Here is a 20,495-nt window from a genome sequence, read left to right on the forward strand (position 1 = left end):
ATTTTTCGGTGCCGTCGGCGGCCCGGATCCGGCCCAGGTCCACCGTTTCGGTCCACCCGTCGGCGACGATATCGGCGGCGGTGACCGGATCGCCGGTGGGCAGCCCGAATTCGCGGGCGTGGTCGTTGCCGGTGCCGGCCGCGACGATGCCCAGCGGAACGTCGGTGCCCGCCAACGCCTGCAGCGCCTCGGAGATCACCCCGTCGCCGCCGGCCACCACCACGGCGTCGGTGCCCTGGTCGAGTTCGGCGTCCAGCAGCCGACGGGCGTGTTGCGCGTCGGCGCCGACGATTTCGACGGTGTCGACGCCGCGGCACTGCAATTGGGCGATCGCGGCCTGCGCGGCGTGCGGGGCGTTGCCGTGCCCGGACGCCGGGTTGGTCAGCACGGTGACCCGGCCGATCTCGCGGTGGTTCACGGGATTAGCTTGCCGGGGTTGAGGATTCCGGCCGGATCCAGTGTCGCCTTGACCGCGCGGAGCACCTGCACCCCCAGGTCGCCGATTTCGGCGCCCATCCAGGGCCGGTGGTCGACGCCGACCGCGTGGTGGTGGGTGATGGTGCCGCCGGCGGCCATGATCGCCTCCGACGCCGCGGTTTTGGCGGCGCGCCACTGCTCGATCGGGTTGCCCCGCTGCCCGGCGACGACGGTGAAGTACAGCGACGCGCCGGTCGGGTAGACGTGCGAAATGTGGCACAGCACCAGCGCCGGGGTGCCCGATGCGCCCAGCGCGGCGGTCAGCGCCTCGGTGACCGCGGCCTTGAGCGCGGCCACGTTGGCCCAGTCGGTGGCGGTCTCCAGCGTCTCGCACAGCGCGCCGGCGGCCAGCAGCGAATCCCGCAGGTAGGGCGCGGAAAATCGGCCGTGCTCCCAGGCCCGGGCCGGGTCTTCGCCCAGCGAGGTGCCGCCGTGGGCGGCCAGCACCGCCCGGGTCTCGGCGTGCCGGGCATCGGCGTGCGCGGCGGTGCCCTCGAACACCGTGATCGCCAGGCAGCCGCCGGTGATCTGCTGTTCGCCGATCGCGGCGGTGGTGGCCAGGTTCACGCCGGTCTCGGCCTCATCGGAGAGCCGAATCACCGTGGGGCCGGTGCCGGTCTGGGTGACCGCGCGCAGCGCCGCGGCGCCGGTGCCGAAATCCGGGAACGACCACGCCTCATAGCGGGTGGCCTCCGGGACCGGATGCACCCGCAGCCGCACCCGGGTGATGACGCCGAACACCCCCTCCGACCCGACCAGCAGCTCCCGCAGATCCGGGCCGGCCGCCGACGCCGGGGCGCGGCCCACGTCGAGCACGCCGGCCGGGGTGATCATCCGCAGCCCGCGGATCATGTCGTCGAACCGGCCGTAGCCGGCCGAATCCTGGCCCGAGGAGCGGGTGGCGGCGAACCCGCCCAGGGTGGCGAACTGGAAGCTCTGCGGGAAATGCCCCAGCGACAGGCCGTGCTCGGCCAGCAGCCGTTCGGCGGCCGGGCCGGTGACGCCGGCGCCGAACTCGGCCACCCGCGACACCGCGTCGACGCCCAGCAGCCGGTCGAAGCGGCGCAGGTCCAGCGCGACCACGGCGTCGAACACGCCGCGCACCGGGTCCAGTCCGCCGACCACGCTGGTCCCGCCGCCGAACGGGACGACGGCGATGCGGTGCCGACCGCAGTAGTCCAGGATCGCCGCGACCTGGTCCTCGTCGCCGGGCAGCAGCACCGCGTCGGGCGCGTCCTGCACCCCGGTGTCCTTGCGCCGCAACAGGTCCAGGGTGGATTTGCCGCCGGCGTGCAGCAGCCGGTCGCGGTCGTCGACCCGGCAGTGCCCGGCGCCGACGAGGGCGGTCAGCGCCCGACGGTCGGGGTCGGTCAGCGCGCTGGGGCGCAGCCGCACCTGGTCGGGGCCGCGTTCGGGTGCGGCGGTCGCGCTGATGCCGAGCGCCTGGTTGAGCAGCGCCCGGATGCCGTCGGACAGGGGGGTGGCCTCGGCCGGGTCGCCCCAGGCGTCCCACTTCATCGGCGGTAGCAGCGCATCAGACATGCGTTACAGTATTACACGTGATGTCAATCAGTAATGACTCGTCGGTGGATATCGGCGACCGGATCCTGGCCGCCGCCGCCAGCTGCGTGGCCGCGTTCGGGGTCGACCGGGTCACGCTGGCCGAGATCGCCCGCCGGGCCGGGGTCAGCCGGCCCACCGTCTACCGCCGCTGGCCCGACACCCGCTCGGTGCTGGCGGCGTTGCTGACGGCCCGGATCACCGGGGTGCTCGACGAGGTTCCGGCCCGCGGGCAAGGCCGGGAGGCGCTGGTGGACCGGGTGGTCGCGCTGGCCCAGCGGCTGCGGGCCGACGACCTGATCTCGGCGGTGCTGCGCTCGGCCCCGGAGCTGGCGATGGTCTACATCGCCGACCGGCTGGGCACCAGCCAGCAGATCCTGATCGACGCGCTGGCCGCCGACCTGCGGGCGGCGCAGCGCCACGGCAGCGTGCGCGCCGGCGACCCGCGCCGGCTGGCCGCGATGTGCCTGCTGATCACCCAGTCCACCATCCAGTCGGCCCAGATCGTCGCCCCGATCCTCGACGACGACGCGCTGGCCGCCGAGCTGCGCTACGCGTTGAACGGATACCTGTCCTGATGTCGGATGCCAACGCGCTCAACGCCACCCGCCGCACCGTCGAACTGATGGCGCTGGCCGACGGCGATCCGGTGGACGTGGTGGTGATCGGCGGCGGCATCACCGGCGCCGGGGTGGCGCTGGACGCGGTGACCCGCGGCCTGCGGGTGGTGTTGGTGGAAAAACACGATCTGGCGTTCGGCACCAGCCGGTGGAGTTCGAAGCTGGTGCACGGCGGCCTGCGGTACCTGGCCACCGGCAACGTCGGCATCGCCCGGCGCAGCGCCGTCGAACGCGGCATCCTGATGACCCGCAACGCCCCGCACCTGGTCCGCGCGATGCCGCAACTGGTGCCGCTGCTGGACTCGATGGGCCGCGGGCAGCGGGCCCTGGTGCGCGCCGGGTTCGTCGCCGGCGACGTGCTGCGCCGGCTGGCCGGCACACCCAGCGCCATCCTGCCCGGCTCGCGCCGGATCCCGCCGGCGCGGGTGCTGGACCTGGCGCCCACCGTCCGCCGCGACGGCCTCGACGGCGGGCTGCTGGCCTACGACGGCCAACTGATCGACGACGCCCGGCTGGTCACCGCGGTCGCGCGGACCGCGGCCTCCTACGGCGCCCGGATTTTGACCTACGCGGCGGCCTCGCGGGTCACCGGCACGTCGGTGCGGCTGACCGACCAGCGGTCCGGGGAGTCCTTCGACGTGTCGGCGCGCGCGGTGATCAACGCGACCGGGGTGTGGGCCGGCGAGATCGACCCGGCGCTGACGCTGCGGCCCAGCCGGGGCACCCATCTGGTGTTCGCCGCCGAGGCGTTCGGCAATCCCACCGCGGCGCTGACCGTGCCGATTCCCGGGGAACTCAACCGGTTCGTGTTCGCCATGCCCGAGCAGCTCGGCCGGGTGTACCTGGGGCTCACCGACGAAGAGGCGCCCGGCCCGATTCCCGATGTGCCGCAACCGTCGTCGTCCGAGACCGCGTTCCTGCTGGACACGGTGAACACCGCGTTGGGCACCGCGCTGGGCGCGGCCGACGTCATCGGGTCCTACGCGGGGCTGCGGCCGCTGATCGACACCGGGCAGGGCCGCACCGCCGACGTGTCCCGCGAGCACGCCGTGGTCGAGTCGGAGTCGGGGGTGCTCAGCGTGATCGGCGGCAAGCTCACCGAATACCGGTACATGGCCGAGGATGTGCTGGACCGGGCGGTCGCGGCGCGGGGGTTGAGCGCGGGCGGCTGCCGCACCCGCGACCTGCCGCTGGTGGGTGCGCTGTCCAATCCGGGCACCGCCACCCCGCTGACGACCGGTCTGCCCGCGTCGTTGGTGGCACGCTACGGCGCGGAGGCCGGCAATGTGGTGGCCACGGCCACCTGTGAGCGGCCCGGCGACCCGGTGGCCGACGGGATCGACGTGATCCGGGCCGAGTTCGAGTACGCGGTCACCCACGAGGGCGCGCTGGGCGTCGACGACATCCTGGATCGGCGGACCCGGATCGGGCTGGTGCCCGCCGACCGCGAGCGGGTGGTGGCGGTGGCGCAGGAGTTCGTGGCGTCCGGTTGCTGACGGGCCGGGTTCACAGATACCGCCGGACCCGGCCGCAGTACTCGGTGTACTCCCGGCCGTAGTGCTGCCGCAGGAACGCTTCCTCCCGCAACACCTGGCGATTGAACAGCCAAAATCCGGCGATCAGGTAGAGCAGCAGAATCCAGCTGGGGAACACCAGGAATTGGCCGAGCAGCACCAGCGCGAAACCGACGTAGATGGGGTTGCGGCTGACCGCGAACACGCCGGTCGTTACGAGCTTGTCGGGGTGCTCGACGTCAATGCCGACGCGGAAGCTCGTGCCGAAGGAAACCAGGCTGAGCACCACGAACAGCAGGCCGCCGGCGCACAGCGCGACCCCGAGCCAGCCGATGGCATCCGAGTGGAAAAACCGCGGGGCGGCGACCAGCGGCCAACCGAAGGCGGCGGCGAAAACGACATAGAAGTACACCAGCGCGAACGGGGGGAGCAAGAAGTCCTTCTTGTCGATGTTCCCGAAGTGCAGTGCCGTTATCCCGCGGCGGCGCAGCATGATCAGTCGGGTGATCACCAAGCCGAGGAACAGCACGATCGTCAGCGCGGCGAGATATCCAGCCATCGCAACCCTCCAGCTCGGAACCGGGTCGGGACGCCCGCCCCGGTCGGTTATTCATCGAACGGTGAAATCATCACAGAATGAATAATTTCTCCGTCGGCGCCGGTTGTCAAGGCCGTCGCGCACGGCGCGACGTGCGGTCACCGCGATTAGCGCGGGTCGAGTACATTAAGCCGGAACCGGACAGTATCGCTCAGGATGGATCGGACGCATGCCAGCTCGCCGCAGTCCGCGCACCCCGCGGCCGGGACGCCTCGATCGGACCCTGGATGTGGGCATCCTCGACGCGGCACTGGCCGGGGTGGCCGAACTGGGCTATGACCGGCTGAGCATGGACGACATCGCCGCGCGCGCCGGGGTCGGTAAGGCCGCGATCTATCGCCGCTGGCCGTCGAAGGCGGTGGTGGTGGCCGACGCGATCGCGCACTGGCGGCGACGGCAGGGCTCGGTGGAACCGCCCAACACCGGCAGCCTGCGCGGCGACATCGAGGCGCTGGTCGCGGCGGTCCCCGAGTTCGATGACGCTGGACTGGGCACGATTCGGGTCATTGTCGGGGTGGCGACCGCGGCGATGCACGATCCGGTGCTGGCGGCGGCCCTGGATGATCTGGTGCTCGACCCGCCACGCCATGTGGTTCGGGCGCTACTCGACCACGCGCTGGCCCGCGGCGAAATCCCGGCCGGCCGCGACCTGAGCCTGATCCCCGACGTCGCCTTGGGTCTCAATGTGCTGCGGGTGATGACCGGTCGGCCGGTCGACCGGGTCTTCGTCCGGCGCGTGCTGGAAGACGTGCTGTTACCGCTCGCCGGCAGCCCGACGACCTAGCGGTTGCGCGGCGCATCCCGGCGTGCCACATTGGTCTAGACGGAACTAGTTAGTTCCGCCTAGGGCGGAGGTGGCGATGACTGACAAGCGGGTTCCGGCGCTCATCGTCGGCGCGGGCGCGGCCGGGCTGACGGTGTCCGCCCTGCTGGCCCAACACGGCGTCGGTTCGGTGCTGGTCGAAAAGCGGCGCGAGGTGTTCATCTACCCGAAGGCCCGCAACCTGAGCTTTCGCAGCCTGGAAATCCTGCGCGGGCTGGGGCTCAGCGACGAGGTGCACGCCGTCGCCGGCCGGATTTCGGACATGCTGACCAAGCCGACGCTGACCAGCACCGAACAGCGGCAGGCCTTCGACGTCGACGCGATCTTCTCGCCGTTCGACGGGCTGAGCCCCGAACCGTCCGGGCAGTACTGCCCGCAGAGCGCATTCGAGCCCATGCTGCTGGCGCAGGTTCGCCGGGGCGGCAGCGAGGTGCGCTACGGCACCGAGTTGTGCTCGTTCGAGCAGGACGACGCCGGCGTCACCGCCGTCGTGCGCGACCGGGATTCGGGCGCGGCCGAGACCGTGCGCGCCGACTATCTGGTCGCCGCCGACGGGGTGCACAGCCCGGTCCGCGACGCGTTGGGCGTCACGACCGCCGGCTTCGGGGCCCTGCCGATCTACGTCGTCTTCATCTACTTTCGGGCACCGTGGCGGCAATTCGTGCCCCGCCTCGGCGACGGTGACGCCGTGCAGATCAAGAACGCCGCGGTGGACGGCATCATGCTGCCGGTGCGTGACGACTTCGGCATGTTCGCCACCACCTACTTTCCCGGCCGGGGGGAGACCGCGGCGCAATTCACCGCCGACCGCTGCCGCGATCTCATCACCGCGGCGGTCGGGGAGCCCATCGACGTCGAGGTCGTCGACGTCGCGACCTGGCAGCCCTACGAGCGGGTGGCCGACGAATTCCGCTGCGGCCGCGTCTTTCTGGTCGGCGACGCGGCGCACGCCATGCCGCCGTTCAAGGCCGGGGGAGCCAACTGCGCGATCCAGAGCGCCCACAACCTGGCCTGGAAACTGGCGGCGGTGCTGACCGGGACGGCCGACCCGTCGCTGCTGGCCACCTACCACGCCGAGCGGCACCCGGTCGGGCGGTTCAGTGCGCGCCAATCGCTGACCGGGCCGTCGCTGCATTTACTGCGGCTCGAGGAGGTGGGGCCGGGATTGCCGCCGGACGAGGAGGCGCCGATGTTCGCCCTGCTGGCCGGCTACCAATACCGCTCGGCGGCGGTGGTTTCCGACGCACCCGGGCCGGCGGATCCCGACACGGTGTCGCTGGTGGAGGAGCTGCGCGGCCAGCCCGGCACCCGGGTCCCGCATGCCTGGGTGCAGCGCGCGGGCGAGCGCGTCTCCACCCTCGATCTGCTGGGGCCCGGCTTCACGTTGTTCACCGGCGACGACGACGCGGCATGGTCGGCCGCCGCGGCCGCGGTGTCGACCGCCCTCGGCGTCCCAATCAGCGTGCAACGCCTCGGAACTGCCAGCGACGTTGACGGCGCCTGGGCCGCGGTGACCGGGCTCGCCCCCGAGGGTGCGCTGCTGGTGCGCCCCGACGACTTCGTCGCTTGGCGCGCCGACGCCCGGCCGGCTGACCCCGATAAAGATCTGCACCACGCGCTTTCGGTCATCCTCGGGCGACGCTAACCGGCCCGAAAAAAGCCGCTTGATGACTGATGACCAAAAACGTATTCTGGTCATCATGATGCGGCGTACGCGGAACTGAGGGTCGGCGATGGTGGAACGTGCCGGCGTCGATCGGGCGCAGCGGGCCGATCGGATCCTGGACACCGCCCGCGATCTGCTGCTGCGCTGGGGCTATCGCCGGGTGACGATCGATGAGCTCGCCCGCCGTGCCGGCGTCGGCAAGGGCACCATCTACTTGCACTGGCGATCACGGGAAGACCTCTTCCATGCCGTTAGTTCCCGCGAGGCGGCGGCGATGACCGACGCCATTGTTGGCTCGTTGCGCAATGATCCTGCCGCGGTGGCGTTGCACCGCTACCTGCGGCAGCTCTTCGTCGAGGCGATGAAGCGTCCCGTGCTGCGTGCGCTTTACACCCGGGACACCGACACCCTCGACACCTTGCTCGCCGTGGCAAACCATCGGCGGCTGGAGGGGGTCAAGCTCGACGTCAACCGCGAGTACCTGGCTGTGTTGGCCGCCCAAGGGATGCTGCGGTCGGATCTGCGGCCGAGTGATCTCGACTATGCCTTGCCTGCCCTCGTGTTTGGCTTCTTCGCCGCGGAGCCCTTTCTGCCGCCGGACATGCCGTTGAGCCTGGAGCAGAAGGCTGATCAGCTTGCCGACACGGTGCGCCACGCGTTCGAGCCGGCTGAAAGTCCGGGCCGGGGCGCCCTGGAACGGGCTGCGGCGAAAGCCATCCCGATTTTCGAACGGCTCGCCCGGGACTATCGGAGCACGACCTACGGAGGCGAAGGCGATGACTGAGTTGGCTGCTGACCTTGCTCGCCCGCGGGGGCGGTACGGCGTCGATGGCGACTACCGGCTGATTCCCGCACCGATCGTCTTCGGCGGGTATGCGCTGGTCTGCGTAGCGGCCGGTGTTTTGGCCGCCATCTGGCTGGGCGCCGGACGGACGCTGCCGGGACTCGCAGCGGCCGTGACGGCGATCGCGCTGGTTGCCGCGGGTGTGAGCATCGCGCGGTTCAGTCGGCGGGGAAAGTTCGAGGTCTGGGCGCGTCTGCTGACCGAATTACGCCTCCGCGGTGACGAACGGGTGCTCGACCTCGGCTGCGGGCGCGGCGCGGTTCTCCTGGCCGCGGCCAAACTGGTGCCGCGCGGATGCGCTGTGGGGGTGGATATTTGGCGTCCTGATCAGACCGGCAACTCCCGCCAGGCGACGGTGGCGAACGCCGAGGCCGAAGGTGTCGCCGACCGGATCGAACTGCACACCCGGGACATGGCCGACCTGCAGTTCCCTGACGCGTCCTTCGACCTGATCGTGAGCAGCTTGGCGATCCACAATCTGCCGGGCAATCACGCCCGGCGGGCCGCGATCGACGAGGCGGTGCGCGTGCTCCGACCCGGGGGTCGCGTCGTGATCGCCGACATCGGTTTCACCCGCCTGTATGCCGCCCGACTCCGGCAACGCGGCATGGTGCACGTGCAGCGTCGGGACTTGGGCTGGCGCGGGTGGTGGGGACTGCCACTCATCCGCACCCGCGCCGTTTCCGCCACCAAACCGCAGCCGACCCCCTGACGCTCGGCGCCATCTACCGCGCGGTTAGGCGACGATCAGGTCCCGCACCGCCGAGGTGGTGTGCGGTTGCCACAGCGCCTGCATCGGGACCAGCAGCGGCCCGTCGAGGTCGACCACCGTGACGGCGCCGTGGACGGCCGGACCCGGCGGGGCGGTGACGAACGCGGCGGCGTCCTCGGTCAACGCGGCGACCTCCGGCGGGCAGCCCTGCACCCGGCTCACCCGGTACTGCGGTTCGAAGCCGGCGCGTCGGCAGGCGTTGACCAGGAAGTCGCTGTAGTAGGACGCCCCGGGCGGCGCCCACAGCGCGATGAATTCGTCGGCCAGTTCGGCGACCGTCAGGTGGGCGCGGGCGGCCAGCCGGTGATCGCTGCGCAGCGCCACCCGCAGCGTGTCGTAGCGGACCACCGCGCTGGCGAGACGTTCTTGCGGTGCCACCCCGCGGCGTAACCCCAAATGTATGGTGCCGTCGTGCACCCCGGCGACCAGCTGGTCGGGGAAGACCTGCCGGACCGTGAACGAGGTGCCCGGCGACGCGAGGATCGCCGGTGTGATCAGCGCGTACACGTCATGGTTGCTGATCGCCGGGGAGTGGGCGATGACGAACTCCTCGGGCTGGGTGGTGGCCGCCGCCCGGGTGTGTTGGGTGATTGTTTGGGCCGCCGCCAGCAAGGAGCGACCCTCGTCGTACAGCGTTTGCCCGGCCGGGGTCAGGGTGATCCGACGGCCGGCGCGCACCAGCAGCGTTGCGCCGATTTCTTTTTCCAGCTGCTGGACCGAATTCGACAGTGCCTGTTGGGACAGGTGCAGCTGCCGGGCGGCCCGGGTGAAGCCGGCGGCCTCCACGACCGCGATGAAATGAGCTAAGCGGCGTAGATCGGGGACCGGGGACATCGGCCCACTCTATCCACAATCACATCTTGTCGGAAGATCGCGAATCATTGTTTCCTATTTGTGCTTACGGTGGCTAGGTTGTGTCTGAGGCAGGAGGGACAACCATGAGCAACCTGGTGGGGAAATCGGCGGTGGTCGCCGCCGGCGCCAAGAACCTGGGCGGGCTGATCAGCACCACGCTCGCTGAGCAGGGCGTCAACGTCGCGGTGCACTACAACAGCGCCAGCACCGAACCCGACGCGGACAAGACCGTCGCCGCGGTGCAGGCCGCCGGCGCCAAGGCGATCAAGGTGCAGGGCGATCTCACCCGGCCGGCCAACGTGACCGCACTGTTCGACGCGGCCGTCGGCGCGTTCGGCGGGGTCGACATCGCGATCAACACCGTCGGCAAGGTGCTGCGCAAGCCGATCGTGGAAACCACCGAGGCCGAATACGATTCGATGTTCGACATCAACGCCAAGGCGGCCTACTTCTTCCTGCAGGAAGCCGGTAAGCGGCTCAACGACAACGGGTCGGTGGTGACGATCGTGACCGCGCTGCTGGGCGCGTTCACCGACGGCTACTCCACCTACGCCGGCTCCAAGAGCCCGGTCGAGCATTTCACCCGGGCGGCCGCCAAGGAGTTCGGGGTGCGCGGCATCAACGTCAACAGTGTGGCGCCGGGCCCGATGGACACCCCGTTCTTCTACCCGCAGGAAACCCCGGAGCGGGTCGAGTTCCACAAGTCGCAGGGCATGGGCAACCGGCTGACCGAGATCGAGGACATCGCGCCGCTGGTGACGTTCCTGGTCGACGGCGGGCACTGGATCACCGGGCAGACCATCTTCGCCAACGGCGGCTACACCACGCGCTAAGGGGGGCGCTTGGGGGGTGAGCAGACGCAAAATCGCACTGGCGCACGGCAATTTGTGCGATTTTGCGTCTGCTCGCGCGGGGGAGGCCGGCGGCTAGTCGCGGGCGAGGGCGGCCGCGGCCTCCTTTTGCAGGTCGATGAAGGCCTCCTTGCTGATGTCGATCGCAACGCCTTGAATCGTGCCGCCGGTAAACGTGCCCGGGTTCTGATACTGCGGCGAGACGTTGTCGCCGCTGTCGAAGCCGACGCACAGGCCGTCGCCGGCCAGGGTGAACTTGCCGATCTGCGCCCGCATCGGCCCCTTGGTCACGGCCTTGTCGTCGACGTACAGCGTGGTGGTGCCGAGGGATTCACCGTATTTGCCCGAGCTTTCCCGGGTGAACTCCATGCCCAGGGAGTGTTTACCCGGGGTCAGCCGCGGCGAGACGAAGTCCTGTTCGGGTTTGATACCCAGGAAGTTGTACACGTAGTGCAGCTTGCCGTCCTTGATGAACAGGGCGTGCCCGCCGAAACGTGAACCGTGCGCGAAGATCACGCCTTGCGCGGCGTCGGTGAGGTCGACGTTGGCGATGATCTTGTAGGACCGGCCGCGGATGTTGACCGCCACCCCTTCCGGGACCGGTGACGTGTCGGGGTAGTACAGGTAGCGCTCCCGCGGGGGCTCGAACTGCGGTCGCGCGATGGTGATCATTTCGGTCGCCGACCGGTCATCCAGGGGCAGCACGTAGTTGTTTTTGGCTTCCTCGTTCCACGCGTCGATCAACTCCTTGAGCTTGTCGGGGTGCTGATCGGCGAGGTTCGTCGACTCCGAGCGGTCCTCGTCGACGTGGAAGAGTTCCCAGCGGTCCTGGTCGAAATGCCCCTTGCCGCCCAGCGGTGCGTGCAGCGAGGATGCCTTCCACCCGTCGGCCCAGATGCCGCGGGTGCCGAGCATGGCATAGTACTGCCGTTTTTTGGTGGTCGGCGCCTTGGCGTCCTCGAAGCTGTACCGCATCGACACCCCGTTGAGCGGGTACTGCTTGACGCCGCGGTGTTCCTCCGGCATCTTGATGCCCGCGACGTCCAGGATGGTCGGCACGATGTCGGTGACGTGGTGATATTGATGGCGGATTTGGCCTTTGGCCTTGATGCCCTTGGGCCAGTGGATCACCAGCGGGTCGCAGGTGCCGCCGGAGAACTGCGAGTAGCGCTTGAACATCTGGAACGGGGTGGAGAACGCGACCGCCCACCCCGTCGGGTAGTGGTTGTAGGTGTCGGGGGTGCCGAGTTTGTCCAGATACCGCATGTTCTCGGCCAGGTCGTCGGGGTAGCCGTTGAAGAACTTGTTCTCGTTCACCGACCCGTTCGGCGAGCCTTCGCCGGAGGCACCGTTGTCCGCGCAGTAGAAGATGATGGTGTTGTCCAACTGACCGGTCTGGTCCAGGTAGTCGACGATCCGGCCGACCTGAGCGTCGGTGTATTCGGAGAACCCGGCGAACACCTCGGCCATCCGGGAGAACAGCCGCTTCTCGTCGGGGCTCAGCGAATTCCACGGCCGCACCGAATCCGTTTCCACCGCCACGTCGGCGGGCAGGGGATTGAGCGGTGTCAGCTTGGTGCCCTTCGGCATGATGCCCTTGTCGATCATGCGACCCAGCACCCACTCGCGGTAGGCCTCGTAGCCGTCGTCGAATTGCCCTTTGTACTTGGCGGCGTAGTCGGCGGGGCTGTGGTGCGGGGCGTGGTTGGCGCCCGGGCAGAACCACAGGTACCAGGGTTTGGACGGGTTGCTGGACCGCTGGTCGCGCAGCATCCGCAGCGCCTGATCGGCGAGGTCTTTCGACAGGTGATAACCGTCGTCGGGGTTATACGGCTGCTCGATGAACCTGTTGTCCTCCACCAGATCCGGGTACCACTGGTTGGTTTCCCCGCCGAGGAACCCGTAGAACCGGTCGAACCCCTTCTGCAGCGGCCACTCCGACTTGCTGCCGCCGCTGGAGACGTCCTCCTCGGGAACGTTGTGGTCTTTGCCGACCCAGAACGTGCTGTACCCGTTTTCCTGCAGCACCTGGCCGACCGTCGCGCACTGGGCGGGCAGCCGCGCCGCCGCACCGGGGAACCCGTCGGACCCTTCGGTGATCGAGGCGAACCGGTTCACGTGGTGGTTGCGGCCGGTCAACATGCAGGACCGGGTGGGCGAGCACAACGCGGTGGTGTGCCACTGCGTGTAGGTCAGCCCATTGTCCGCCAGGCGCTGCATGGTCGGCATGTTGATGCGCCCGCCGTACGGCGACCACGACGCCATCCCGGTGTCGTCGAACAACACCACCAGCACGTTGGGTGCGTCCTTCGGGGCGTGCTTGAGTTCGAACGGCGTCCAGTCGGGTGTGGAGTCGCGCACGTCGAGGGCGATCTTGCCGTTGAAGCCCTCGTTGATCCCGGTCCCGTAGCTGGGGGGACCGTCGGCGCCGGCCGCATTGGTGGAGTCGCGACACCCGGCGACGAGCGCGGAAACCCCGGCGCTGCCCACACCCAGGGCCGCGAGGCCGCCTAACACCTGGCGCCGCCGCACCTTTCCGCGCGTGTCGTCGCGATCGGTTTCGGATTCAACGGATTCGGGCGGTGTCTCGTTGAACGGTTCCATGCCTACGCAGTATTCGACAAACACCCCCGGAGCGTGGGCGATTCGCGTCGATCCGGTGTCGGATTGGGGCGGCCTCCGCGGCGCGAACGTGCGCAAAAACGCTGATTAGCACGGCGTGTCGGCCGGGGACGCGCACGCTCGCGCGGGAAGGGACCCTTACAGCGGGATGTTCTTGTGGCGGCCGCGCCGGGCCGGCGCCTCGGCGAGCGCCTCGGTGATCTTGCCGCGGGTGTGCGCCGGGTCGATCTTCTCGTCGACCACCCCGATCTCGATCGCGGAATCCACCCCGCCGGCGATCCGCTCGTGCTCCTCGGCCAACTCGTCGTGCAGCGCGTCGCGTTCGTGGTCGGCGGCGGCGGCCAGCTTCTTCTTGTGCAGGATGCCGACGGCGGCCTTGGCGCCCATCACCGCGACCTCGGCGTCGGGCCAGGCGAACACCTTGGTGGCGTTCAGCGACCGGGAGTTCATCGCAATGTAGGCGCCGCCGTAGGTCTTGCGGGTCACCAGCGTGACCCGCGGCACGGTGGCCTCGCCGAACGCGTGCAGCAGCTTGGCGCCGCGGCGCACCACGCCGCCCCACTCCTGCCCGACACCGGGCAGATACCCCGGCACGTCGACGATCACCACCAGCGGAATGCCGAACGCGTCGCACAGCCGCACGAAACGCGCGGCCTTCTCGGCGCTTTCGGAGTTCAAGCAGCCGCCCAACCGCAGCGGGTTGTTGGCCAGCACCCCGACGGTGCGCCCGGACAGCCGGCCCAGGCCGACCACCATCGACGGCGCCCACTTGGCCTGGAACTCGTCGAAGGGGGCGTCGTCGTCGAGCAGGCCGTGCACCAGCGGGTGCACGTCGTAGGCGCGGCGCGGCGATTCGGGCAGCAGCGCGTGCAGGTCGATCTCGCCGGCCTCGGCCTTGTTGCGGTCGAAATGCCCTTGCTGGCAGAACAATCCGACCAGGCGGCGGCCCCGTTCGTAGGCGTCGAGCTCGTCGTCGGCGACGATGTGGCACACCCCGGACTTCTTGTGGTGGGTGTCCGGGCCGCCCAGGGCGGCCATGTCCACGTCCTCGCCGGTGACGCTGCGCACCACGTCGGGGCCGGTGACGAACACCCGGGAATCCGGCGCCATCACGATCACGTCGGTCAGCGCCGGGCCGTAGGCCGCGCCGCCGGCCGCGAAGCCGACCACCACCGAGATCTGCGGCACGTAGCCCGACGCCCGGATCATGGCCTCGAACACCAGCCCCACCGCGTGCAGCGCCCGCACCCCTTCGGCCAGCCGGGCGCCGCCGGAGTGCCAGATGCCCACGATCGGGGCCTGTTCGGCGATCGCGGTGTCGTAGGCGTTGACGATGTGGGTGCAGCCCTCGATGCCCATGGCGCCGCCCATCACGGTGCCGTCGGTGGCAAACGCGATGGTGCGCACCCCGTTGACGGTGCCCGCCGCGGCCAGCACGCCGGAGCGGTCACGCTCGTGCAACAGCTCCACGCTGTCGTCGTCGAAGAACGTGCGCAGCCGCAGCAGCGGATCGCGGGGGTCGAGCGATTCGTCGACCGTCTCGGGGGCCATGATGGTCATCGCGACTCTCCTTCTGCAGTGCGCCGGGGCCGTCAGTACCGACCGAAGACGGTGGCGACGTTGTGTCCGCCGAACCCGAACGAATTGTTGATGGCGTACTCGTAGTTGCCGGGCCGGGGTTTGTCGGCCACCACGTCCAGGTCGATCTCGGGGTCGAGGTTGACCAGGTTCAGGGTGGGCGGGATGATCTGGTCGCGCAGCGCCAGCACGGTCAGGATGGATTCCACCGCGCCGACCGCGCCGACCGAGTGGCCCAGCGCCGATTTGGGCGCATACACCGCGGCCTTGTGAGACCCCAGCGCGTTGTTGATGGCCTGACCTTCGGCGACGTCGCCGACCACGGTTCCGGTGGCGTGGGCGTTGACGTGGTCGATGTCGCCGGCGGTCAGCCCGGCCAGCTGCACCGCCCGGCTCATCGCCTGCCCGGCCTGCTCCCCGTTGGGGTCGGGGGCCACGATGTGGTAGCCGTCGGAGGTGATGGAGGCCCCCATGATGCGGGCCAAGATGGTGGCGCCGCGGGCCTTGGCGTGTTCCTCGGTCTCGATGACCATCAGCGCGCCGGCCTCGCCGAACACGAACCCGTTGCGGTCGCGGTCAAACGGGCGGCACGCCCCGGCCGGGTCGTCGTTGGTGGTGGACAACACGATCCGCATCTGGGCGAAGCCGGCGATCGGCACCGCCTCGATGCGGGTCTCCACCCCGCCGCAGATCGCGATGTCGGCCTCGCCGAGCACGATCTGCTGCCAGGCGTGGGCGATGCCCTCGGAGCCCGACGCGCACGCCGAGACCGGGGTGATCACCCCGGCCTTGGCGTGACGGTCCAGCCCGACGGCCGCGGCCGCCCCATTGGGCATGTACTTCTGCACCACCAGCGGCGAGACCGCCTTGAGGCCGCGCTCCCGCATGCCGTCGTAGGCCCACACCAGTTCTTCGGTGGAACCCATCCCGGTGCCGATGGACACCATCAGCCGCCGGGTGTCGACCTCGGGGGAGCCGGCGTTGGCCCAGGCCCGCCGGCCCAGCACGGTAGACATCTTCTGCAAATACGACAACCGACGCAGCTCGGTGCGGGTCAACCCCTCATCGAAGGACTCCGGCGTCTCCACCAAGTGCCCACCGATCCGAACCGGCAAGTCGTACTCCTCGACGAACGGGTCGTCGAGCTTACGGATTCCGCTTTGGCCGTCCAGCAACGCCTTCCACGTGCCTTCCGCGTCCGCCGCCAGAGCCGTCGTCATGGCGATACCGGTCACCACGACGTCGGGGAAGCCGTTCCCCGTACACAGCGATGTCATGACTGAACTGTCCTCCGACAATCCTTACTTACGTTTTCCGTGCTGCGGTACTGCTTTAGTACCGCCCGAAGGCGAGCGCGACGTTGTGCCCGCCGAATCCGAACGAGTTGTTGATCGCGTACTGGTAGTCGCCGTACCGGGGTTCGCCCGCGACAACGTCGAGGTCGATCTCCGGGTCGGGTGTCTCGTAGTTCAGCGTGGGCGGGATGACCCCGTCCCGCAGCGAGAGCACCGTCAGCACCGACTCCAGCGCACCGACCGCGCCGATCGAGTGACCCAGCGCCGACTTCGGCGCGTACACCGCGGCGTTTTCGCACCCGGCGACCCGGATCGCGTTGGCCTCGGCGGTGTCCCCGATCGGGGTGGCCGTGCCGTGGGCGTTGACGTGGTCGACGTCCTTGGCGGACAGCCCGGCCAACTCCAGGGCCCGGGTCATCGCCCGGCCGGCCCGCAGGCCGTCGGGTGCGGGCGCCACCATGTGGTAGGCGTCCGAGGTGATGCCGGCGCCCATCAACCGAGCCAGCGGTTTGGCCCCGCGGGCCTTGGCGTGCTCCTCGGTCTCAATGATCATCAGCGCACCGGCCTCGCCGAACACGAACCCGTCGCGGTCCTTGTCGAACGGCCGCGACGCCTTTTCGGGCTCGTCGTTGCGGGTCGACATGGCGCGCATCATCGAGAACGCCGCGATCGGCAGCGCCTCGATGCCGCCTTCCACCCCACCGCAGACCACGATGTCGGCGTCGCCCATGACGATCTGCCGCCAGGCGTGTGCGATCGCCTCCGAGCCCGACGAACACGCCGACACCGGGGTGATGACCCCGGCGCGGGCACCCAGTTGCAGACCGGCGACCGCCGCCGCGCCGTTGGGCATGATCATCTGCACGGCCAGCGGCGACACCTTGCGGGGGCCGCCCTCGTTCATCAGGTCATAGGTTTCGACGATCTTCTCGCCGCCACCCAGGCCGGTGCCGATGACCACGCCGAACCGGTCCGGGTCGACCTCCGGGGTGCCGGCGTTCTCCCACAGCCGGCCGCTGAGCAGCTTGGACATCCGCTGCACATACGACATGCGGCGCAGGTCCAGCCGGCCCATGTGGTCGTCGACCGGGTCCTTGAGCTGGCCGCCGATCTTGACCGCCAGGTCCCACTTTTCGGTGAACTCGCCCTTGAGGACGTGGATGCCGCTCTCGCCGGCCAACAAACCCTTCCACGTGCCGTCGATGTCCGCCGCGATCGATGTGGTGGCCTCGACGGCGGTTACCACAACACTGGGGTAACCGCCGTTGGCCGTGGACGGCTTGGTCATGCGCGGTCGGCTTCGATCTTCTCGCGCAGGGCCGCGGCGGCCTCGGGGTTCTCTTCTTCGAGCTTCTGGATGTAGTTCACGACGTCACCGACGGTGCGCAGGCCGGCGAGGTCCTCGTCCGGGATCTTCACCCCGTACTTGTCCTCGGTCTGCACCGCGATCTCCACCATCGACAGCGAGTCGATGTCCAGGTCGTCGACGAACGACTTCTCCGGCGTGACCTCCGACGGCTCGATACCGGTCACCTCTTCGATGATCTCGGCGATACCGGCGATGATTTCTTCCTGGCTGACGGCCACCGTGTGGCCTCCCTTCGATGTTGTTTCTTGTTGGTGTTACTCGGAACTGACGTGCATTTATCTGGTTGTCCCGGCGGGCTACAGCTCCGTTAACCCGTCCAGATCTGCGGGCGACTTGACGGCATGCGTCGGAACCCCCCGAAGTTCGCGCTTGGCGATGCCGGTGAGCGTACCCGCGGGCGGGAACTCCACGATCGCCGTGACATTGCGTTGACGCAGCGTGTCGACGCACAGATCCCAGCGCACCGGCCGGGTCAGCTGGGCGACCAGCGTGCTCATCGCCGCCTCCGCCGACGCCACCGGCTGCCCGTCGGCATTGGACAGCAGCGTGGTGGCCGGTTCGGCGGTGGCGGTGGCGGCGGCCGCGGCGGCGTAGCCGTCCAGCGCGGGCGCCATGAAGTGGGTGTGGAACGCCCCGGCGGTGGCCAGCCGACGGACCCGGGCCTTCGCCGGCGGGTCTTCGGCGAGCTTGTCCAGTGCGTCGAGCCGACCGGCGGCCACGATCTGGCCGGCGGCGTTGCGGTTGGCCGGCACCAGGTCCAGCTGCTCGAGCCGGGTCAGCACCTCGGCCTCGTCGCCGCCGAGCACCGCGGCCATGCCGGTCGGTTCGGCCGCGCAGGCCTTGGCCATCTCGGCGCCGCGGGTGGCGGCCAGCCGGACGGCGTCGTCCGCGCTGATCACCCCGGCGATCGCGTAGGCGGCGATCTCACCGACGGAGTGGCCGGCGACGACGGTTTCGTAGCCGGCCAGCAGCCCGCGGCGGCGCAGCTCCTGGTGGGCCAGCAAGGTGGTGGTGACGATCAGCGGCTGGGCGACCGCGGTGTCGGTGATCTCCTCGGCCTCCGCGGTGGTGCCGAGCCGGGCCAGGTCCAGGCCGGTGAGCGCCGACCACGACGCGATCTGGTCGGAGGCGCCGGGCAGCTCCAGCCACGACGACAGCATGCCGGGCGTCTGGGTTCCCTGTCCGGGGGCGAGCAACGCAATCACGTGTTTAAGAGAACACTGTGAACCGGGTTTTGCGGGGTGTATCAGATTATGAACCTTGTCTTAGGTTTTTATGGAAACCCTACAAAAACGGTCTCGGTCGCGACATGTTCGATACCGTGCCGCGATGTGTCATCCGGCCGGATGCAGGCCCGACACCGCGGGCGCGATCGCGGTCACCGCGGGGGCGGTGTGGGCGACCGCACTGTGGGCTTGCGCCTGGTAGGTGAGCCGGCCCACGGTGGCCGCCACCCGCAGCACGTAGGCGTCGCGGGGCTGGGTGGGGTCGCGGCCGGTGAAGTCGGCGATGCGCTTGAGCCGGTACCGGACGGTGTTTGGATGAACGAACAACTTGCGGGCACACGCCTCGATGGCGCCGCCGCAGTCCAGATAGGCGTCCAGGGTCTCGGTGAGCGCCGGGCCGGCGTCGGTCAGCGGCCGCATCACGTCGGTGTGCAGGGCCGCGATGGCCGATTTGTCGCCCATCAGGGCGCGTTCGGGCAGCAGTTCGCGGGCCAGCACCGGGCGCGGCGCCCCGGTCCAGCCGCCGACGGCGTTCATCCCGGAGATGGCTTCGCTGGCGCTGTGGTAGGCCGCGGTCAGCATGGGGGCGGTCGGGCCGATCACCACCGGGCCGTCGGAGAACGCGCTGAGCAGATCACCCAGGAACTTCTGGGTGGGGGACAGCGGGCCGGACACGATCGCCACCAGCCAGGTGCCGTGCACGTCGGTCAGTGCCGCGCGGCCGTGCCGGGTGGCCACGTCGCGGACGTCCTGGCTGGACTGGGTTTCTCGGCCCGCCGCCGGGGTGCCCACCACCACGGTGGCCGGGGCGGTGGTGTCCCAGTTCAGCGCCGCGGCCCGGGACAGCAGCTCGGGGCCGCTGTCACCGCGGACCACCGCGTCCACCACGCTGGCCTCCATCCGCGAATCCCAGGTGCCGCGTGCCTCCGCGGCGTCGGCGTACGACGAGGCCGCGGTGAAGGCCAGGTCGCGGCTGTATTTGAGGATGCCGACGGTCAGGGCGGTGACCTGTTCTTCGGAGCGCGCCAGCACCGGCACGGCCTCTTCGAAGAACTCCATGGTGACCCGCACCATGTCCACCGTCTGGCGCAGCGCGATGTGCCGCGCCAGGTCCTGGGGCACCAGTTCGAACGCCTGGGCGGTGTAACCCGCGTTGCCGCGCGGGTCGTTCATCCATTCGGCGAAGTTGACGATGGCGGTCTGCACCACCAGCGCCACGCTGGCGCGCTGGGAGGCCTCCAGGTCGGCGAAGAACGGCAACCGGTCGCCCATCACCGACACGGCCTCGGTGGCCAACCGGCCGGAGTACTGCTTGAGCCGGCGCAGCAGCGACTCCGGTACCGCCTCCAGCTGATCGAGGGTCGAGCGCGGGAGGACAAACCCCGTGTCGGATCTGTCGGCCATCCCTAAAAGCTACGCGGTTTTTCTGGATGTTTCCCCCAAGGGGCCGGGCGGTGGCGATGCGAAAGCTGCTCAAGGCCCTGCCGTCGACGCCCGACGGTGATCGTGCAGCTGGCGGGAGTACCGGGTCCGAGACCGCGGTCGCGGCACCCAGCCTGCGGTGACGGCATCGAGCCTGCGGTAGCGGCGTCGAGCCTGCGGTGACGGCGTCGAGCCTGCGGTGACGGCGTCGAGCCTGCGCCTAGGGCATCGAGCCTGCGTCCAGGGCATCGAGCCTGCGCTCACGGCGCCGAGCCTGCGCTCACGGCGCCGAGCCTGCGCTCAGGCCCAGTTTCAGCACGAAAACACGGCCTCACCGCAGGGTCGATGCCCTCACCGCAGACTCGATGCCCTCACCGCAGGGTCGATGCCCTCACCGCAGACT

Annotated in this window: 18 protein-coding genes; 7 read left to right on the plus strand and 11 right to left on the minus strand. The window is 69.6% G+C overall.

Translation table 11 applies throughout. From position 1 onward, the window contains the following. A partial coding sequence (locus tag BKN37_RS16360) for a diacylglycerol kinase family protein (RefSeq protein WP_207547249.1) occupies positions 1-418 on the minus strand: 418 nt, incomplete at its 3' end. Beyond that, on the minus strand, positions 415-1,995 hold the full coding sequence (locus BKN37_RS16365) for an FAD-binding oxidoreductase (RefSeq protein ID WP_071027750.1): 1,581 nt from the start codon (positions 1,993-1,995) through the stop codon (positions 415-417). The genes BKN37_RS16365 and BKN37_RS16360, both read right to left, overlap by 4 nt. Positions 1,996-2,036: 41 nt before the next feature. Between BKN37_RS16365 and BKN37_RS16370 the strand changes: the two genes are divergently transcribed. Both BKN37_RS16370 and BKN37_RS16375 read left to right on the plus strand, forming a co-directional pair. Beyond that, positions 2,037-2,615, plus strand: a complete 579-nt coding sequence (locus tag BKN37_RS16370) for a TetR/AcrR family transcriptional regulator (RefSeq protein WP_071027722.1) — start codon at positions 2,037-2,039, stop codon at positions 2,613-2,615. Then, positions 2,615-4,153 (plus strand): glycerol-3-phosphate dehydrogenase/oxidase, encoded by a 1,539-nt coding sequence (locus BKN37_RS16375; protein WP_071027724.1) that lies wholly within the window; start codon positions 2,615-2,617, stop codon positions 4,151-4,153. Before BKN37_RS16370 ends, BKN37_RS16375 begins: the two co-directional genes overlap by 1 nt. Before the next feature lie 10 nt (positions 4,154-4,163). Here the strand turns inward: BKN37_RS16375 and BKN37_RS16380 are convergent, their stop codons facing one another. Next, complete coding sequence (locus tag BKN37_RS16380; RefSeq protein ID WP_071027725.1) at positions 4,164-4,730, minus strand: methyltransferase family protein; 567 nt, start codon at positions 4,728-4,730, stop codon at positions 4,164-4,166. 208 nt (positions 4,731-4,938) lie between these two features. On the opposite strand from BKN37_RS16380, the gene BKN37_RS16385 reads away from it, so the two are divergent. The 4 genes from BKN37_RS16385 (at position 4,939) to BKN37_RS16400 (ending at position 8,814) form a co-directional block, all read left to right on the plus strand. Further along, a complete protein-coding gene (locus BKN37_RS16385) occupies positions 4,939-5,553 on the plus strand; it encodes a TetR/AcrR family transcriptional regulator (RefSeq protein ID WP_083341850.1) in 615 nt (204 codons plus the stop codon). A gap of 76 nt (positions 5,554-5,629) precedes the next feature. Continuing rightward, positions 5,630-7,237, plus strand: coding sequence for an FAD-dependent monooxygenase (locus BKN37_RS16390; RefSeq protein WP_071027729.1), 1,608 nt, complete (start codon positions 5,630-5,632; stop codon positions 7,235-7,237). An 88-nt stretch (positions 7,238-7,325) separates the two neighbouring features. Continuing rightward, positions 7,326-8,042: a TetR/AcrR family transcriptional regulator gene (locus BKN37_RS16395; RefSeq protein WP_071027730.1), complete on the plus strand. Its 717-nt coding sequence runs from the start codon at positions 7,326-7,328 to the stop codon at positions 8,040-8,042. After that, on the plus strand, positions 8,035-8,814 hold the full coding sequence (locus BKN37_RS16400) for a class I SAM-dependent methyltransferase (protein WP_071027731.1): 780 nt from the start codon (positions 8,035-8,037) through the stop codon (positions 8,812-8,814). The genes BKN37_RS16395 and BKN37_RS16400 overlap by 8 nt, the downstream gene beginning before the upstream one ends. Positions 8,815-8,838: 24 nt before the next feature. Here BKN37_RS16400 and BKN37_RS16405 read toward each other — a convergent pair whose 3' ends face one another. Continuing rightward, a complete protein-coding gene (locus BKN37_RS16405; protein ID WP_071027733.1) occupies positions 8,839-9,708 on the minus strand; it encodes a LysR family transcriptional regulator in 870 nt (289 codons plus the stop codon). 104 nt (positions 9,709-9,812) lie between these two features. Between BKN37_RS16405 and BKN37_RS16410 the strand changes: the two genes are divergently transcribed. After that, complete coding sequence (locus BKN37_RS16410) at positions 9,813-10,562, plus strand: SDR family oxidoreductase (RefSeq protein ID WP_071027735.1); 750 nt, start codon at positions 9,813-9,815, stop codon at positions 10,560-10,562. A gap of 93 nt (positions 10,563-10,655) precedes the next feature. Here the strand turns inward: BKN37_RS16410 and BKN37_RS16415 are convergent, their stop codons facing one another. The 7 genes from BKN37_RS16415 to BKN37_RS16445 all read right to left on the minus strand — a co-directional run bounded on the left by BKN37_RS16415 (position 10,656) and on the right by BKN37_RS16445 (position 20,074). Beyond that, positions 10,656-13,184: an arylsulfatase gene (locus BKN37_RS16415; protein ID WP_071027737.1), complete on the minus strand. Its 2,529-nt coding sequence runs from the start codon at positions 13,182-13,184 to the stop codon at positions 10,656-10,658. A gap of 156 nt (positions 13,185-13,340) precedes the next feature. Then, on the minus strand, positions 13,341-14,762 hold the full coding sequence (locus tag BKN37_RS16420) for an acyl-CoA carboxylase subunit beta (RefSeq protein WP_071027739.1): 1,422 nt from the start codon (positions 14,760-14,762) through the stop codon (positions 13,341-13,343). Positions 14,763-14,794: 32 nt separating this feature from the next. Next, on the minus strand, positions 14,795-16,057 hold the full coding sequence (gene kasB / locus BKN37_RS16425) for a 3-oxoacyl-ACP synthase KasB (RefSeq protein ID WP_071027740.1): 1,263 nt from the start codon (positions 16,055-16,057) through the stop codon (positions 14,795-14,797). 55 nt (positions 16,058-16,112) lie between these two features. Further along, on the minus strand, positions 16,113-17,363 hold the full coding sequence (gene kasA, locus BKN37_RS16430) for a 3-oxoacyl-ACP synthase KasA (RefSeq protein WP_071027742.1): 1,251 nt from the start codon (positions 17,361-17,363) through the stop codon (positions 16,113-16,115). After that, positions 17,360-17,662, minus strand: a complete 303-nt coding sequence (gene acpM / locus BKN37_RS16435; protein ID WP_071027743.1) for a meromycolate extension acyl carrier protein AcpM — start codon at positions 17,660-17,662, stop codon at positions 17,360-17,362. Before acpM ends, kasA begins: the two co-directional genes overlap by 4 nt. 78 nt (positions 17,663-17,740) lie before the next feature. Further along, positions 17,741-18,649: an ACP S-malonyltransferase gene (locus BKN37_RS16440; RefSeq protein ID WP_071027745.1), complete on the minus strand. Its 909-nt coding sequence runs from the start codon at positions 18,647-18,649 to the stop codon at positions 17,741-17,743. Between the two features lie 129 nt (positions 18,650-18,778). Continuing rightward, a complete protein-coding gene (locus BKN37_RS16445) occupies positions 18,779-20,074 on the minus strand; it encodes a PucR family transcriptional regulator (protein WP_071027748.1) in 1,296 nt (431 codons plus the stop codon). Between the last annotated feature and the right edge of the window lie 421 nt (positions 20,075-20,495).

The sequence above is a fragment of the Mycobacterium talmoniae genome, from assembly GCF_001854525.1.
In the GTDB taxonomy this organism is placed as follows: Bacteria; Actinomycetota; Actinomycetes; order Mycobacteriales; family Mycobacteriaceae; genus Mycobacterium; species Mycobacterium talmoniae.

Bases quoted from the DNA above. Each gene is read 5' to 3' on its own strand.
- BKN37_RS16365 (WP_071027750.1), bottom strand. From the start codon at position 1,995: ATGAAGTGGGACGCCTGGGGCGACCCGGCCGAGGCCACCCCCCTGTCC.
- BKN37_RS16375 (WP_071027724.1), top strand. From the start codon at position 2,615: ATGTCGGATGCCAACGCGCTCAACGCCACCCGCCGCACCGTCGAACTG.
- BKN37_RS16380 (WP_071027725.1), bottom strand. From the start codon at position 4,730: ATGGCTGGATATCTCGCCGCGCTGACGATCGTGCTGTTCCTCGGCTTG.
- BKN37_RS16385 (WP_083341850.1), top strand. From the start codon at position 4,939: ATGCCAGCTCGCCGCAGTCCGCGCACCCCGCGGCCGGGACGCCTCGAT.
- BKN37_RS16390 (WP_071027729.1), top strand. From the start codon at position 5,630: ATGACTGACAAGCGGGTTCCGGCGCTCATCGTCGGCGCGGGCGCGGCC.
- BKN37_RS16395 (WP_071027730.1), top strand. From the start codon at position 7,326: ATGGTGGAACGTGCCGGCGTCGATCGGGCGCAGCGGGCCGATCGGATC.
- BKN37_RS16400 (WP_071027731.1), top strand. From the start codon at position 8,035: ATGACTGAGTTGGCTGCTGACCTTGCTCGCCCGCGGGGGCGGTACGGC.
- BKN37_RS16405 (WP_071027733.1), bottom strand. From the start codon at position 9,708: ATGTCCCCGGTCCCCGATCTACGCCGCTTAGCTCATTTCATCGCGGTC.
- BKN37_RS16410 (WP_071027735.1), top strand. From the start codon at position 9,813: ATGAGCAACCTGGTGGGGAAATCGGCGGTGGTCGCCGCCGGCGCCAAG.
- BKN37_RS16415 (WP_071027737.1), bottom strand. From the start codon at position 13,184: ATGGAACCGTTCAACGAGACACCGCCCGAATCCGTTGAATCCGAAACC.
- BKN37_RS16420 (WP_071027739.1), bottom strand. From the start codon at position 14,762: ATGACCATCATGGCCCCCGAGACGGTCGACGAATCGCTCGACCCCCGC.
- kasB (WP_071027740.1), bottom strand. From the start codon at position 16,057: ATGACATCGCTGTGTACGGGGAACGGCTTCCCCGACGTCGTGGTGACC.
- kasA (WP_071027742.1), bottom strand. From the start codon at position 17,363: ATGACCAAGCCGTCCACGGCCAACGGCGGTTACCCCAGTGTTGTGGTA.
- BKN37_RS16445 (WP_071027748.1), bottom strand. From the start codon at position 20,074: ATGGCCGACAGATCCGACACGGGGTTTGTCCTCCCGCGCTCGACCCTC.